Below are 14,845 nucleotides of genomic sequence, written 5' to 3'. Positions count from 1 at the left end.
GCGCGGCGGCGGCGCTCAGTCCGCCAGCACCTGCTGGCGCGCCGTGGACAGCGGGACCGATCCGTGGCGCAGGAAGCGGTCATGGAAGTCGCGGATGTCGAAGCCCGGACGCTGCTGGGCCTCGCGGCGCATGTCGAGGATCTCGAGCCGGCCGATCATGTAGGCGAGCGCCTGGCCCGGAAGCCCGATGTACCGGTGCACCTCCTGCTCGATGTGCCCGCGGTCCATGGGCGTGTGGTCGAGCATGTACTGGATGGCCTGCTCGCGCGACCAGCCCAGCGCGTGCATGCCGGTGTCGACCACCAGGCGACACGCCCGCAGCGAGTCCGCGCTCAGCATGCCCAGGCGCGACAGCGGCGAGCTGTACAGGCCCATCTCGTCCGCGAGCCGCTCGGTGTACAGCCCCCAGCCCTCCGCGTAGGCAGTCGAGTGCATCTCCCGCTGGACCTTGTGGAGCGCGGTGTTCTCCGCGTTGAGCGCGAGGTGGAGGTGGTGACCAGGGATGCCCTCGTGGAACACGATCGCCTCGAGCTCGTACGTGGACCATGCCTCGGGATGCGAGGTGTTGAAGTAGAAGGTGCCCACCTTGCCGGTCTCGAGGTCCGGCGACGAGTAGTACGCCATCGCGCCGAACGGCGTCGCCACGGCCCTGCAGGGGCTCTGAGGGATCACGGCGAACCACTCGGGCGCGGCCGCCTCCGCCTTCGCAAGCGCGCGCTCCGCGTCCGTGATCAGCGTCTGGGCGTCCGTGTACTTCATGCTCTGGTCGTCACGCAGGGCCGCGTAGATCTGCGCGATGTCCTCCGTGCCCAGCACCTCGGGGGCGATCGCGCGGTACTCGTCCTCGATCGAGGCCACCGTGTCGAGGCCGATCTGGTGGATCTCCTCGCCGGTGCGCTCGAGCAGCAGGTGCGCGTAGATCTTGTCCTGGTACGCCTGCGCGCCGCCTGGCAGGTGCACCAGGCCAGGCTTGTCGTCCGGCATGCCGCTGGCCGCAAGCGAGCGCAGCGACGCCTCGAACACCGCCAGTCCCGGCCGGACCACCTCCGCGATGATCCGGGAGCGCTCGGCCGCCCACGCTGCCCGCGCATCGGCGCCCAGCTCCGTGGGTGGTTCCTGCGCGGCGAGCCGGTCCTCGTCGCCCTCCGGGCTCGACAGGTACGTGGCGACGGCATCCGCACCCGCGGTGAGGTGGCTCGCGAGCGCCACCACGCCGTGCTCGGCCGATGCGGTCGCGACCTGGGCGATCTGCTGGAAGGCCGCGGGCATCCCACGCAGCTTCTCGAGGTAGTCCTCGCCGTGCTGGGCGGTCGTGAGCGGGTAGTTGTCGATGAAGGACATCACGAGCTCGAACGCGCCCATCTTGGGGTTGAGCAACTCGAGCTCGGTGCTCCACTGCGCGCCGCGCGCCATCGACGAGGCGGCGGCCTCGACGGCGTCCCGCAGGGCGGTCGACTGGGGATCGCCTGCGGTGTCGAACGCCGCGGCGCGCTGCGCGAACTCTTGGGCGCGCGCCACCCGGGACGCGGTGCCCGCGGGCGTGAAGTCGTCCCACTCGGCAAGGTGGTCGAGCTTGCCGTCCCACATGTGGTCCAGCGGGCTCGCAGCGAGCGTGAAGGCGTAGAAGTCGTCGGCCAGGGCAGTGAGATCGTCCATGACCCGACCCTACGACGCTGCTCCCGGCCAGCGCTGGGCCGGTACACTGTCCCCAGCAGCGTCGACCCGGCCATCACCGGCGAGCTTGCGGAAGAACGGCAGCCGCGCATCGGCCGATGCGTCTGCTCAGTAGAACCGCACGGGCAGCCCGTCACAGCGAGACAGAGCGGCACCCACAGGGTGCAAGCGGGGTGGTACCGCGCATCGGCCGCACGGCCGGGGCGTCCTCGCAGGAGTCGACGCCCGTACCACCAGAGGAATCATGAGCTCGTACCCCCTGCACCGGCCCTCCGGCGAGGTTCCCGCATCCCCGTCCTTCCCCGCGATCGAGGAGGACGTCCTCGCGCACTGGAAGGAGGACGGCACCTTCCAGGCGTCGATCGACAACCGCGCGGACGCGGACGAGTACGTCTTCTACGACGGCCCGCCCTTCGCCAACGGTCTGCCGCACTACGGCCACCTGCTGACCGGGTATGCGAAGGACGTGGTGCCGCGCTTCGAGACCATGCGCGGCAAGAAGGTCGAGCGCCGGTTCGGGTGGGACACCCACGGCCTGCCGGCGGAGCTCGAGGCGGAGCGGATCCTCGGGATCACGGACAAGTCCCAGATCGAGGAGATGGGCATCGCGGCCTTCAACAAGGCATGCCGCGACTCCGTGCTGCGCTACACCGACGAGTGGCAGGAGTACGTCACCCGTCAGGCGCGCTGGGTGGACTTCGAGAACGACTACAAGACGCTGGACCCCACCTTCATGGAGTCCGTGATCTGGGCGTTCAAGTCGCTGCACGACAAGGGCCTGGCCTACGAGGGATACCGCGTGCTGCCGTACTGCTGGCGCGACGAGACCCCGCTGTCCAACCACGAGCTGCGCATGGACGACGACGTCTATCAGATGCGCCAGGACCCTGCGCTCACGGTGCTGCTGCCGCTCGACGCCGATGCGGTGGCTGCCACCTCGCTGGGCGAGGACGTGAAGACGGCCCTCACCGGCGCATCGGCCGTGATCTGGACCACCACGCCGTGGACCCTGCCGTCCAACCTCGCGATCGCGGTGGGGCCGGACATCGAGTACGTGGTGGTCTCGCCGGTCGAGGGCGACTTCGCGGGCCGGCGCATCGTGATGGCGGCGGCGCGCGTGAGCGCCTACGCCCGCGAGCTGGGGGAGGGCGCGACCGTGGTCGCGACTCTCGCCGGCGCGGACCTGGCCGGGCTGACCTATCAGGCGCCGTTCGGCTACTTCGCGCAGTGGGAGAACGCCCACCAGGTGCTCGCGGCGGACTTCGTGTCCGTCGAGGACGGCACGGGCATCGTGCACCTCGCGCCCGGATTCGGTGAGGACGATGCGGCGGTGTGCGCGCAGGCCGGCATCGGCACCGTGGTGCCGGTGGACCCCAAGGGCCGCTTCACCAGTGAGGTGCCTGACTATGAGGGCCTGCAGGTCTTCGAGGCGAACAAGCCCATCATCGCCGGCCTCAAGGAGCGCGCCCTCGTGCTGCGCCACGAGACCTACGACCACTCGTATCCGCACTGCTGGCGCTGCCGCAACCCCCTCATCTACCGCGCGATCTCGAGCTGGTTCATCGGCGTCACCCAGTTCCGCGACCGCATGGTCGAGCTGAACGAGCAGATCACCTGGGTCCCGGAGCACATCAAGGAGGGCCAGTTCGGCAAGTGGCTCGAGGGCGCCCGCGACTGGTCCATCTCCCGCAACCGCTACTTCGGCACGCCCATCCCCGTGTGGGTGTCCGACGACCCGGCGTACCCGCGCACCGACGTCTACGGCAGCTTCGACGAGCTCGAGCGGGACTTCGGACGCCTGCCCCTGAACGAGGAGGGCCAGCCGGACCTTCACCGTCCGTACATCGACGAGCTCACCCGTCCCAACCCGGACGACCCCACCGGCCAGGCGACCATGCGTCGCATCCCGGATGTGTTCGACGTGTGGTTCGACTCGGGGTCGATGCCCTTCGCGCAGGTCCACTACCCGTTCGACAATCGCGAGTGGTTCGACACCCACCACCCGGCGGACTTCATCGTCGAGTACATCGGCCAGACCCGCGGCTGGTTCTATGTGATGCACGTGCTCGCCACCGCCCTGTTCGACCGCCCGGCCTTCACCACCTGCATCTCGCACGGCATCGTGCTGGGCTCCGACGGCCGCAAGATGAGCAAGTCCCTGCGCAACTACCCGGACGTCAACGAGGTGTTCCACCGCGATGGCTCCGACGCGATGCGCTGGTTCCTCATGCGCAGCCCCATCCTGCGCGGCGGCAACCTCGTCGTGACGGAGGAGGGCATCCGCGAGGGCGTGCGTGAGGTGATGCTGCCGCTGTGGAGCTCCTACTACTTCTTCAGCCTCTATGCCGGTGCCGCGAACGGCGGCCAGGGCTACCGTGCCTCGGCCATCCAGGACGATGCCGTGGCCGGCCTGCCCACGATGGACCGCTACGTGCTGGCCAAGACCGCCGAGCTCATGGACGCCATGGGAGCGCAGCTCGAGGTCTACGACGTGCCCGGCGCCTCGGACTCGCTGCAGGCCTTCATGGACCTGCTGACCAACTGGTACGTGCGCACGCAGCGCGACCGGTTCTGGGACGAGGACGCGGCTGCGTTCGACACCCTGTGGACCGTGCTCGAGACCGTCACCCGGGTGGCGGCGCCGCTGCTGCCGCTGCTCACCGAGGAGATCTGGCGCGGGCTCACCGGCGAGCGCTCGGTGCACCTCACGGACTATCCGGTCGCGCCCGCGGCCTGGCGCGACGAGTCGCTGGGCGGCGTCATGGACCAGGTGCGCGAGGTGGTCTCCACCGCGCACGCGCTGCGCAAGAAGGAGCAGATCCGCGTGCGTCAGCCGCTGTCCACGCTGACGGTCGCGGTGGCCTCGCCGGGGCAGCTCGAGCCCTACGCGGCACTCATCGCCGCAGAGCTCAACGTCAAGGCCGTCCAGGTCGAGACCATCGACGACTTCACTGCGGCGCATCCGGTCAAGCAGCGGCTGTCCGTGAACGCCCGCGCTGCCGGGCCTCGCATCGGCAAGGACGTGCAGGCCGCGATCACGGGCGCCAAGACCGGCGACTGGTCGTTGCTGTCCGGCGGCGACGTCGTGTCGGGCGGCATCGCGCTCATCGAGGGCGAGTTCGAGCTCGCCACCGTGATCGGCGGCGGCGCCGCGGACGCGCAGGAGGCCGCGGCGGTGCTCCCGGCGGGCGGCTTCGTGCTGCTCGACACCGCGATCACCGAGGAGCTCGAGGCCGAGGGCTACGCCCGCGACGTGATCCGCACGGTGCAGGACACCCGCAAGGCGGAAGGGCTCAACGTGTCCGACCGCATCCGGCTCACCCTGCGCGTGCCGATGGACCGCGTGGGCGCCACCGAGGCGTGGCGCGAGCTCATCGCTCGCGAGACTCTCGCGCAGGACCCGGCCACGGGCGATGCGCAGGTGGAGATCATCGCGGGCTCCGAGCTCGACGTCGCGGTCGCGAAGGTCTCGCCGTAGACGGCGGAGGCTACCGGACGATCCCGCCGCTGACGTTCAGCGAACGGCCCTTGAAGAAGATGTCGCGGTAGGGGTTGGTCCAGAACGTCTCTCGGGTGTTCGCGAACACCTTGGAGTCAGTGATGGTCAGCGACCCCGTGCGGTTGTTCGACACGTAGAAGATGCCGGAGCCACCCTCGAACGCCTTGTTGTCCCAGACCGAGGTGCGGGTGATGGCGACGTTGTCGGACGTGCCGTCGAAGTACACGCCGCCACCGTTGCCGCCGCGGCCGCTCGAGGCGCCACGGCCGGTGGCGGTGTTGTGGTAGATCTTCGAGTCGGTGATGTCCAGCGACGCGTGCAGGCTGGAGATCGCGCCGCCGTTCGCGCACCAGTTCTTCTTGAAGGTGCTGCCCGTGATGGTCACCGGCACCTCCATGCCGGTGACGCGCACCGCGCCGCCGCCGGCGTCCGAGTGGTAGGTCATGCACTTGTTGTTGTAGAACCACGAGTTCTCGATGGTGAGCTCGTTGCCGCGCATCGCGATCGCGCCGCCTCCACCGCCGCCGCCCACGCTCGCCTTGCCCGGCATTCCCTTGGTGGCGTTGCCCCGCGTGAAGCCGATGCTGCGGAAGGTGACCTCGAGGGTGTGGTCGTTCTGGCAGCTCGACGACAGCCAGCCGAACGAGGGCTCGCACGAGTTCGCGTAGTAGATGCCGCGCTCGCCGCCGCCGCTGAGCGTGATGAGCCCGCCGCCGTCGAGCGTCATCTCCTCGACCGGGATGCCTCCCTGCCACGCGTGCTTGCAGTTGTGCGTGTTGCACGTGAACAGGGTCCGGTCGAGCGCGATGGTCATGGGGGTCGAGCCGCAGTCGAACGAGATGGACCCGCCGGACCGCATCGCGTACGCGAGGGTCGCCGCCGTGCAGGACGCACGCGTGCCGTCGCCCACGACCTTGGTGTCTCCTGACACTCGCAGCACGCCGCCGGACAGATCGCGCATGGTCGTGGCGGCCTGAGCGCGGGCGGTGGTCGCGCCGGTGCTGACGGCGCTGTCGACGCCGGTGTCCACGGCGGTCGCGGCGGTCCCGGCGGCGGCGGGCACGGCGAGCAGTGCCGCGGAGGCGATCGCAAGGGCGGCGGCGACGAGCGCTCGGCGGGTGCGGACGGGGCGGGCAGCATCGGCGTTGATCATGCGCCCGACAGTAGCGGACAAACCGGACACGCGGCGGGAGAGGTGCCACGGCCGTGGCGCTCGCCCCGCTGGGGTGCCGCCACGAACCCTCGCCGCGGTCGCGCCGTTGCTTCTGTCACCCCTGGTAGATGCGGTGGTAGAGCGGCCTCTCGGCCCGGCTTCGCGGATGGTCAGCGGAGCGCCCTCGGATGCCGCACAATATCGCTGTGAATCTCCCTTCCATGGTGGGGCTGAGCCCCGCCGACGCCGAGCGTCAGATCGACGCGCTGATCTTCTCCCGCCCCACCCACGCGGACCACGACGCCAAGATGCGACGGGTCGCCGCGGCGCTCGAGCTGCTGGGCGATCCCCAGCATTCGCTGCGAGCCGTGCACATCACCGGCACCAACGGCAAGACGTCCACGAGCCGCATGATCGAGTCGCTGCTGCGCGCCCACGGCCTCAGCACGGGCCTGTTCACGTCGCCTCACCTGACGACCTTCCGGGAGCGCATCCAGCTCGACGGGCAGCCGCTGCCGCAGGACGCGCTCGTGCGCCTGTGGGAGCGCGTCGCCCCGGCGATCTCCACCGTCGACGCGCGCTCGCTCGCGGCCGGCGGGCCGCTCATGAGCTTCTTCGAGGTGCTCACCGTCCTGGGCCTGTGCGCGTACGCGGACGCGGGCGTGGACGTGGCCGTCATCGAGGTGGGCATCGGCGGTGCGCGCGATGCGACCAACGTGGTGCGCGGCGAGGTGGCCGTCCTGACCCCCATGGCCGAGGACCACTCCACCTACTTCGTGGGCGGCATCACGGGTGTGGCGACGGAGAAGTCGGGGATCATCAAGCCCGGAGCGGTCGTGGTCTCCGCCACCCAGCCGGTGGTGGCGGAGGACATCATCCGCGGGGTGGCTGCTCTGCGCGGCGCAGTGGTGCGCTGGGAGGGGCTGCACCACGACGTGATCGCGCGCGAGGCCAGCCCCGCAGGCCAGGTGGTGGCGCTGCGCACCCTGACGAGCACCCGCGACAACGTGCTGGTGCCGCTGCATGGCGACTTCCAAGCGCAGAACGCGATGATCGCGCTCGCGGCCGTCGAGGCGGCTCTCGAGCTGCGCGGCATGGGCCTGGATGACGAGGCGGTCGCGCGCGGCTTCGCCGGCTCCACGTCGCCCGGACGGCTCGAGGTCATCGCGGATCAGCCCACGGTCGTGGTCGATGCCGCCCACAACCCCCATGGCGTGACGGCGCTCGTGGGCGCGCTGGGCGAGAGCTTCGGCTTCGACTCGGTGGTGGGCGTCGTCGCGGTGCTGGCGGACAAGGACGCCGAGGGCATCCTGGCCGGGCTCGAGACGGTCCTGGACCACGTGATCGTCACCGAGACCTCCTCGCCCCGCGCGACTCCCGTCGACGAGCTCGCGGCGTCCGCGCGCGAGGTGTTCGGGTCCCACCGGGTGAGCGTGTCGCCGTCCGTGGCCGATGCTCTGGAGCGGGCGACGGCGATGGCGCTCGAGCGCGACGGTGAGGCGGGAGTGCTGGTCGCAGGCTCGATCACGCTGGTCGCGCAGGCGCGCACGCTGGTGCAGCGCGAGCACGAGGCGGAGGTCACCCAGGACGCCTCCGGCCGGCTGGCCGATGCGGGGGAGTCCTCGGCGGAGTCCGTGCCCGCGTAGGGGCTCGGCTCACGCGTCGAGCGTCGCGATCGCGCGCACGGGGGACGTGGCGAGGCCCACGAACGGCAGCGGCAGCGCCGTGAAGACGAAGCCGTGGCGGGGCAGCGCGGCGAGGTTCGCGAGGTGCTCCACGATGGGGATGCCGGCCGCGAGCAGCGCCGTGTGCACGGGTCGCGCTCCGGTCGCGGTGCCGTCGATGTTGGGGGTGTCGATCCCGACGAGCGCGCACCCGGATGCGGCGAGCAGGTCGCCCGCCTCGCCAGTCAGGTGCGGGTGGCCTGTGGCGTAGTCGCGGCTCCCGAACCGGACCGACCAGCCGGTGCGCACCAGCACCGCGCGACCCTCCAGATCGATGCCCGTGAACGCATCGGCCCCCACGGCGCCGGCGGCATCGACCACCACCCCGGGAACCCCGGCAACCCTCGCGAGGTCGATGTCCCGCGCATCGGTGCCATCGGGGAAGCGGTGCAGCGGGGCATCCATGTAGGTGCCGGTGCCGCCGATGATGTCGAGGTGGGAGAACGCGAAGGAGGTGCCCTCCTCGTACAGCGCGGCGGTGTCCGCGTGATCGCGCCACCAGCCGATGCGCGCTGCCGGTTGGCCCGGTGTGGTCACGGTGCCGTCAGCGACGGTCTGGGAGAGGTCGACGATGCGTGCGCCCATGGCGCGAGTCTAGGTCCGGGACAACCCCGTGCCCAAGTCGGTCGCGCGGCGGAGGCGCGCCTGCGCGGGTGCGTGGGACACTGTCCGCATGCCTGACCCCAGCGACCTCACGCTCGGCGGCCTCACTCCTGATGAGGCAGAGCGCGAGATCTACCAGCACATCCTGTCCCGCAACCCCGAGCACGACTTCGAGCCCACGCTCGAGCGCGTGCGCGAGGTCACCGATCTGCTCGGCAGCCCGCAGTCGGCCTTCAAGGTGGTGCACCTCACCGGCACCAACGGCAAGACGTCGACCGCGCGCATGGTGGAGTCCCTGGTGCGCGAGCACGGGCTGCGCACCGGGCTGTTCACGTCGCCGCACCTGACCTCGGTGCGCGAACGCATCCAGATCGACGGCGAGCCCATCTCGCAGGCGGACTTCATCCGCCTGTGGCAGGAGGTCGCCCCGATCATCCACATGGTCGACGCGAAGTCGATCGACGGCGGCGGCCCTCGCCTGAGCTTCTTCGAGGTGCTCGTGGTGCTGGCGTACGCCGCCTTCGCCGACGCTCCTGTGGACGTCGCCGTCGTCGAGGTCGGCATGGGAGGCGTCTGGGACGCGACCAACGTCGCGGATGGCGACGTGGCCGTGGTGTCGACCGTGAGCCTGGACCACGCGCAGTGGCTGGGAGACGACCTCGCCGGCATCGCCCGCGAGAAGGCCGGCATCATCAAGGACGGAGCGGCCGCGATCATCGCGGAGCAGTCGGACGCGGTCACCCCCGTGCTGCTGAACGCCGTCGCGGAGCGAGGCGCCCGTGCGCTGTGGGAGGGCCACGACCTCGAGGTCGTGGATCGCCAGCCCGGCGTGGGCGGTCAGCTCGTGACGCTGCGCACCCCCGCTGCGACCTACGCCGAGATCTTCGTCCCGCTGTACGGCGACTACCAGGCCCGCAACGCGCTGCTCGCGCTCGCGGCCACGGAGGCTCTGCTCGCGGACGGCGGCGAGCCGCAGGCGCTCGACGGCGAGACCGTCGAGGCCGGATTCGGCGCGGTGACCTCTCCCGGTCGCCTCGAGTCCGTGCGCACCTCGCCCATGGTCCTCGTCGACGTCGCGCACAATCCGGCCGGCATCGACGCGCTCGTGGGCGCCCTCGACGAGTCCTTCGCCTTCGAGTCCCTCGTGGGCGTCGTGGGCGTGCTCGCGGACAAGGATGCCGAGGGCATCCTCGCCGGACTCGAAGGCGTGCTCGACCACGTGGTCGTGACCGCATCGGCCTCCCCCCGCGCCATCCCCGCGCACGAGCTCGCCGAGATCGCTCGCGACGTGTTCGGGGAGGACCGGGTGAGCCAGGCGAGCGACCTTCCGGACGCGATCGACCGCGCGGTCCAGGCCGCGGAGAGCGTTCACGACATGGGCGCGGGCGTGCTCGTGGTCGGATCGGTGACCGTGGTCGCGGAGGCGCGCATCCTCATGGGCGCCGACAAGCGCAAGGGGGCGGGCCGCGCCCGATGACGGACCAGCCGCAGCCACGGGACGCCGAGGCGCCCGCCAAGCCCCAGCGCCCCGCGACGCTCGTGTTCACGCAGGCCGTGCTCGTGCTCGAGGCGTTCGCCGCCCTGTTCGCGACCCTCGTGGCGTGGAGCTTCGCGCGCAACGGGCTCATCGATGCCGCGCCCGGCTGGATGCTGGGCGGCGGCGTGGCGCTCATGCTCGCCCTCGGCTACGCGTCGGGCCAGCAGAAGAGGCGCTGGGGACGGATCCTGGGCTGGATCCTTCAGGTCCCCATGCTGCTCGCCGGGCTGATCGTTCCCGCGATCGCGGTCATCGGCGCGGTGTTCCTGGTGATCTGGATCATGGGCCTGCGCCTCGGCGGCCGCATCGACCGCGAGCGTGCCGAGCGAGACGCGGCCGCGAGCGCCGGCGACGCCGGCGGCGCCACGGAGTCCAGCCAGTGAGCACCACCAGGTCGCTCCTGCGGCGCGTGGGCGGCGCCCTCGCCGCGGGTGTCGTGGGCCTGACGATGGTGGTGTGGGCGCTCGAGCGCACGTCGCTGATCAACTTCGCGATGGTGATCGAGGGTGCCGACGTCAGCACGCCGATGCGCGTCTACGTGACGATGTTCGTGGGACTCGCGCTGGTCAACCTGTCCACGTTCTACGCCGTCCGGCAGTGGTCTGACTATCTGCGGGAGCATCCCGGCACCGCGCAGTTGCCGGTGTGGTTCCTGGTGATCCTCATCGTGCTGCCGGGAGCCGCGCTCATCACGTCCGTGGCGACGCACGCGGGCTACATCAGGGGCCTCGACTCGGTCCCGATGGACCCCAACCCCGGCTTCGTGGGCTTCCAGGTGATCATGAGCGCCCTGATCATCGTGGCGCTCGTGCTGCTGGGCGTGCGCTGGGCCCCCGGGTACAAGCGTCCCCAGGCGCGGCCCGCGACCGACTGAGCGGCTCAGGCCGGCACGCGCACCACGGACGTGACGGTGTGGCCGTCCAGCGCCTCCCGCCCGTTCAGCGCATCGAGCTCCAGCAGGAAGCTGAACTCGACGCTGGTCGCTCCGGCGCGATGGAGCATCTCCGCCACGGCTGCGGCGGTGCCGCCCGTCGCCAGCACGTCGTCGATCACGAGCACACGCTTGTTCTCGATGCCGACGGGGCTGATGACGAGGTCCGAGGCTCCGTACTCGATGGTCGCGGTGGACTCCAGGAGCACGCCGGGCATCTTGCCCTTCTTGCGCACCATCGCCATGCCCACGTCGAGCTGCTGCGCGACCACCGGCGCGAAGATGAAGCCGCGTGCGTCCACGCCCACCACGACGTCCACGGGCTCGCGTGGCATCAGCGCCGCGCACGCGGTCCTGAAGGTCGCCGCATCGCCCAGGATGGGGCTGATGTCGTAGAACAGCACTCCCGGCACGGGGAAGTCGGGGTAGGTGTCGAAGTCGTCGAGGGTGATCACGTCTACCATCCTCCCACCGGCACGGCTCTGAACCCGCGCATCGGCCGCTCGCCATTAGGCTGTCCGCCATGACGGAACGCACTCTGATCCTTGTGAAGCCCGACGGCGTCCAGCGCGGCCTGTCCGGGGAGATCCTGCGGCGCATCGAGGCCAAGGGCTACACGCTCGTGGCCGTCGAGCTGCGCCAGGCCACGCCCGAGCTGCTCGAGCAGCACTACGAGGAGCACGTGGGCAAGCCCTTCTACGAGCCGCTGGTCGAGTTCATGCTCTCCGGACCCACCCTCGCGATCGTCGCGCAGGGCGAGCGCGTGATCGAGGGCTTCCGCTCGCTCGCGGGCGTCACCGATCCCACCACCGCCGCGCCCGGCACCATCCGTGGCGACCTGGGCCGCCAGTGGCCCACGAAGGTCCTGCAGAACCTCGTGCACGGCTCGGACTCGGAGGAGTCCGCCGCGCGCGAGATCGGCATCTGGTTCCCGGGCCTCGCATGAACCGGTTCGAGGATGGGCTCGAGCGGAGCCTGTTCGCCAGCCGCTGGCTGCTCGCCCCCATGTACGTGGGGCTGCTCGCCGGACTGGTGATCGTCGCGCTCAAGTTCTTCGGCGAGCTGTGGCACCTCATCGATGACTTCTCGATGGAGCAGTCCGCGGACGAGGTCACGGTGGCCGTGCTGTCGCTCATCGACATCGCGCTGCTGGGCAACCTGATCCTGATCGTGATCTTCGCGGGCTACGAGAACTTCGTGTCCAAGATCAAGGTCGCGGAGGACTCCGAGGACCGCCCGTCGTGGATGGGCACCGTGGACTTCTCCGGGCTCAAGATGAAGCTCATCGGCTCGCTCGTCGCGATCTCCGTGATCCTCCTGCTCAAGGACTTCGTGGCGGCCGCGGATCCCGCGAAGCAGCTGGACTACGAGGCCGTCGCGTGGCGCATCGGCCTGCACTTCACGTTCGTGATCTCCGGACTGCTGTTCGCGGTCATGGACTACTGGGGAGCCAAGCGTCAGGCGCTGCTGCTGGAGACCAAGCTCAAGGCCAAGGGCCTGAACCCGGACACGCTCACCGACGAGGCGGACGTCTCGACGGCCGATGCGCGCTAGCGCGGCGCGCTCGGGCGCCACGCACTGAGGTCAGGCGGACGACGCCGGGACGGCGACGCCCACCTCGCGCGCGGCCGTCGCGAAGCGCTCGATCGCGACGGGCACCAGGGACACGGCATACGAGTTCGTGATGTGCGCGCCCGACCGGTAGATGATCACCTCGCCGATCACCGGGGCGCACTGCTGCGCCGGGCAGATGTAGTCGTTGAGGTCCACCGTGACCGTGCCGGGGACGGCGGCGGCTGCGGCCGACTGCGCCGGGATGCCGCTCGCGTCCACGGCCGCGTCGCCGGGGAACGCGCATGCCGTCGCGTCCTGCGCGTTGTCGGTGAGGCAGGTGATCGCGTCGTATCCCGATGGGGGGCGCGGGTTGTCCGCGAGCACGATCACCGGGATGCCCGCATCCGCGAGCGTCTGCCAGCGGCGGGTGAGGCCGGTGATCGCATCCTCCTCGGTCTCCGTGGCGGTGGCCTCGTTCTCCGGCAGCACCGCGACCTTCGATCCCTGCGAGGTGATCACCGCGTCGGGCTGCGACGCGAGGATCGCGTCGAGGGTCGCGTCGTTCCAGTCGCTGCACACCTGCCACGTCTGCTCGTCGCGCACGCGGCCCGAGTCGGAGAACGGGCACGAGCCCTTGGAGTACATCGTGAGCCGCCACCCGTTGGCCTTGCCCACCAGGTCGAGCGCGTCGTACCACTGCGCGAGCTTCGAGTCGCCCACGGCGACCAGATGCACGTCCGAGTCGACGTCGCCGAAGTCGCACGCCTTGGCCTCCGACTCCGTGGGCGCGGTGAAGCACTCCGCGCGGTCGTAGGACGGGATGTCCATGCCGGCGTCGGCCAGCGGCGGCCAGATCACCGGGTAGGAGTCGCGGGGCGTTCCCAGCACGCTGGCTGACGGGTCCGAGCCCAGCGCCACGGCGCCGAGGTGCGCCTGCTCGGCTCCGCCGGCGACCTCGGACGTGGTCGCCGGCGCCGCGAAGGTCGCCACCGACAGCCCTGCGACGATTCCGACGAGGCTGCACGCCGCGCCGGTGACGAGGGCAGTGGTGCTGCCCACGGACAGGCGCTCCGAGAACCGCACGGGGTTCTCGATCAGGTGGTGGCCCACCCACGCGGGGATGAAGGACAGCGCCACGAGCGCCATGCCCCACCGCGCGCCCTCCAGCCCGAACCCGTCGCGACCGGCGACCAGCACCACCCAGTGCCACAGGTACAGCGAGTAGGACAGCCCGCCGATCCACACCAGCGGCCTCCACGACAGGAGGCGCTGGAACGCCCCCGCGGGGACGATGTTCCCGGCCGCGATGATCGCTGCGGTGCCGAGCACCGGCACCAGGGCCGCCGAGCCCGGCCACCCCATCGTGTCCCGGAACGTCACGGCCGCGTAGCCGATGGCCGCGAGTCCGGTCGCTGCGAGCACGTGGCCGCTCCACGCCGGCAGGCGCCTCACCAGGGGGGTGGCGATGGCCAGCAGGGCGCCGATGCCCAGCTCCCACAGGCGGGTCGTGGTGACGAAGAACGCGCTGGGGTCCTGACGCCCCGTGAGGACCACGGACCACACGAAGGACGGGATGACGATGACGAGCAGGGCCACGCCCATGGTGGGCCGCACCAGGGAACGGCGCTTGCGCACGAGCACGAGGACCAGGATCAGCAGCAGCGGCCACGCGATGTAGAACTGCTCCTCGACGGACAGCGACCAGAAGTGCAGCACGGGGGAGGCGCCGACGTCCTGGGCCGCATAGTCGACGGATCGCCCGGCGAGAGTCCAGTTCACGACGTACAGCGCCGCCGCCGCGATGTCCACGCCGAACGTCCGCGACTCGGACACGGGCAGCACCGTCGCGGTCACGATCGCGGCGGCCACGAGCACCACGGAGGCGATGGGCAGCAGGCGCTTCGCCCTGCGCGCGTAGAAGCGCCGCAGCGAGATGGTGCCCCGCTTCTCCGCCTCCGCCACCAGCATGCCGGTGATCAGGAATCCGGAGATGACGAAGAACACGTCGACGCCCACGAAGCCACCCGGCAGGAACGTGACCCCGGCGTGGTAGACCAGCACCAGTCCGATGGCGACCGCACGCATGCCTTCGATGTCGAGCCTGAAACGGGACGAGACCGCGTGGGGCATGGGACTCCAGAGATGAGGGGACGATGCTCGGCAGACATGG

12 protein-coding genes are annotated in these 14,845 nt (G+C 70.6%); 7 read left to right on the top strand and 5 right to left on the bottom strand.

The window, feature by feature from the left end; genetic code table 11:
- Positions 1-15 precede the first annotated feature (15 nt).
- Positions 16-1,656: a DUF885 domain-containing protein gene (locus Dac01nite_RS00210; protein WP_203652774.1), complete on the bottom strand. Its 1,641-nt coding sequence runs from the start codon at positions 1,654-1,656 to the stop codon at positions 16-18.
- 262 nt (positions 1,657-1,918) lie between these two features.
- Between Dac01nite_RS00210 and ileS the strand changes: the two genes are divergently transcribed.
- A complete protein-coding gene (gene ileS, locus Dac01nite_RS00205) occupies positions 1,919-5,152 on the top strand; it encodes an isoleucine--tRNA ligase (protein ID WP_203652773.1) in 3,234 nt (1,077 codons plus the stop codon).
- A gap of 10 nt (positions 5,153-5,162) precedes the next feature.
- Here ileS and Dac01nite_RS00200 read toward each other — a convergent pair whose 3' ends face one another.
- Positions 5,163-6,326, bottom strand: coding sequence for a hypothetical protein (locus tag Dac01nite_RS00200; RefSeq protein ID WP_203652772.1), 1,164 nt, complete (start codon positions 6,324-6,326; stop codon positions 5,163-5,165).
- A gap of 206 nt (positions 6,327-6,532) precedes the next feature.
- Between Dac01nite_RS00200 and Dac01nite_RS00195 the strand changes: the two genes are divergently transcribed.
- The gene (locus Dac01nite_RS00195) at positions 6,533-7,972 is read left to right on the top strand and encodes a bifunctional folylpolyglutamate synthase/dihydrofolate synthase (RefSeq protein ID WP_203652771.1); all 1,440 of its coding nucleotides are present in this window, start codon (positions 6,533-6,535) and stop codon (positions 7,970-7,972) included.
- Between the two features lie 9 nt (positions 7,973-7,981).
- Here the strand turns inward: Dac01nite_RS00195 and Dac01nite_RS00190 are convergent, their stop codons facing one another.
- Positions 7,982-8,635, bottom strand: a complete 654-nt coding sequence (locus tag Dac01nite_RS00190; protein ID WP_203652770.1) for a cyclase family protein — start codon at positions 8,633-8,635, stop codon at positions 7,982-7,984.
- 88 nt (positions 8,636-8,723) lie between these two features.
- Here Dac01nite_RS00190 and Dac01nite_RS00185 point away from each other — a divergent pair, with 88 nt between their 5' ends.
- The 3 genes from Dac01nite_RS00185 to Dac01nite_RS00175 are packed head-to-tail and all read left to right on the top strand — an operon-like array spanning position 8,724 to position 11,064.
- Positions 8,724-10,130: a bifunctional folylpolyglutamate synthase/dihydrofolate synthase gene (locus tag Dac01nite_RS00185; protein ID WP_203652769.1), complete on the top strand. Its 1,407-nt coding sequence runs from the start codon at positions 8,724-8,726 to the stop codon at positions 10,128-10,130.
- A complete protein-coding gene (locus Dac01nite_RS00180) occupies positions 10,127-10,573 on the top strand; it encodes a DUF4233 domain-containing protein (protein WP_203652768.1) in 447 nt (148 codons plus the stop codon). Before Dac01nite_RS00185 ends, Dac01nite_RS00180 begins: the two co-directional genes overlap by 4 nt.
- The gene (locus Dac01nite_RS00175; RefSeq protein WP_203652767.1) at positions 10,570-11,064 is read left to right on the top strand and encodes a hypothetical protein; all 495 of its coding nucleotides are present in this window, start codon (positions 10,570-10,572) and stop codon (positions 11,062-11,064) included. Before Dac01nite_RS00180 ends, Dac01nite_RS00175 begins: the two co-directional genes overlap by 4 nt.
- A gap of 5 nt (positions 11,065-11,069) precedes the next feature.
- On the opposite strand, the gene Dac01nite_RS00170 is transcribed toward Dac01nite_RS00175, so the two are convergent.
- Entirely contained in the window at positions 11,070-11,576 is a 507-nt protein-coding gene (locus Dac01nite_RS00170; RefSeq protein WP_239066430.1) for an adenine phosphoribosyltransferase, read from the bottom strand.
- 68 nt (positions 11,577-11,644) lie between these two features.
- Here Dac01nite_RS00170 and ndk point away from each other — a divergent pair, with 68 nt between their 5' ends.
- Together ndk and Dac01nite_RS00160 are read left to right on the top strand one after the other, a co-directional pair.
- Positions 11,645-12,067, top strand: coding sequence for a nucleoside-diphosphate kinase (gene ndk, locus Dac01nite_RS00165; protein ID WP_203652765.1), 423 nt, complete (start codon positions 11,645-11,647; stop codon positions 12,065-12,067).
- Positions 12,064-12,675 carry a TIGR00645 family protein gene (locus tag Dac01nite_RS00160; RefSeq protein WP_203652764.1) on the top strand — a complete coding sequence of 204 codons (612 nt, stop codon included), beginning with the start codon at positions 12,064-12,066 and terminating at the stop codon, positions 12,673-12,675. Before ndk ends, Dac01nite_RS00160 begins: the two co-directional genes overlap by 4 nt.
- A gap of 30 nt (positions 12,676-12,705) precedes the next feature.
- On the opposite strand, the gene Dac01nite_RS00155 is transcribed toward Dac01nite_RS00160, so the two are convergent.
- Positions 12,706-14,760, bottom strand: coding sequence for an acyltransferase family protein (locus Dac01nite_RS00155; protein WP_203652763.1), 2,055 nt, complete (start codon positions 14,758-14,760; stop codon positions 12,706-12,708).
- Positions 14,761-14,845: the final 85 nt, after the last annotated feature.

This window comes from Demequina activiva (genome assembly GCF_016862815.1).
GTDB classification, from domain to species: Bacteria; Actinomycetota; Actinomycetes; order Actinomycetales; family Demequinaceae; genus Demequina; species Demequina activiva.
This window is presented reverse-complemented; position numbering and strand designations above follow the sequence as displayed.

Coding starts and splice junctions, on each gene's coding strand:
- Dac01nite_RS00210 (WP_203652774.1), bottom strand. CDS start 1,656: ATGGACGATCTCACTGCCCTGGCCGACGACTTCTACGCCTTCACGCTC.
- ileS (WP_203652773.1), top strand. CDS start 1,919: ATGAGCTCGTACCCCCTGCACCGGCCCTCCGGCGAGGTTCCCGCATCC.
- Dac01nite_RS00200 (WP_203652772.1), bottom strand. CDS start 6,326: ATGATCAACGCCGATGCTGCCCGCCCCGTCCGCACCCGCCGAGCGCTC.
- Dac01nite_RS00190 (WP_203652770.1), bottom strand. CDS start 8,635: ATGGGCGCACGCATCGTCGACCTCTCCCAGACCGTCGCTGACGGCACC.
- Dac01nite_RS00185 (WP_203652769.1), top strand. CDS start 8,724: ATGCCTGACCCCAGCGACCTCACGCTCGGCGGCCTCACTCCTGATGAG.
- Dac01nite_RS00180 (WP_203652768.1), top strand. CDS start 10,127: ATGACGGACCAGCCGCAGCCACGGGACGCCGAGGCGCCCGCCAAGCCC.
- ndk (WP_203652765.1), top strand. CDS start 11,645: ATGACGGAACGCACTCTGATCCTTGTGAAGCCCGACGGCGTCCAGCGC.
- Dac01nite_RS00160 (WP_203652764.1), top strand. CDS start 12,064: ATGAACCGGTTCGAGGATGGGCTCGAGCGGAGCCTGTTCGCCAGCCGC.
- Dac01nite_RS00155 (WP_203652763.1), bottom strand. CDS start 14,760: ATGCGTGCGGTCGCCATCGGACTGGTGCTGGTCTACCACGCCGGGGTC.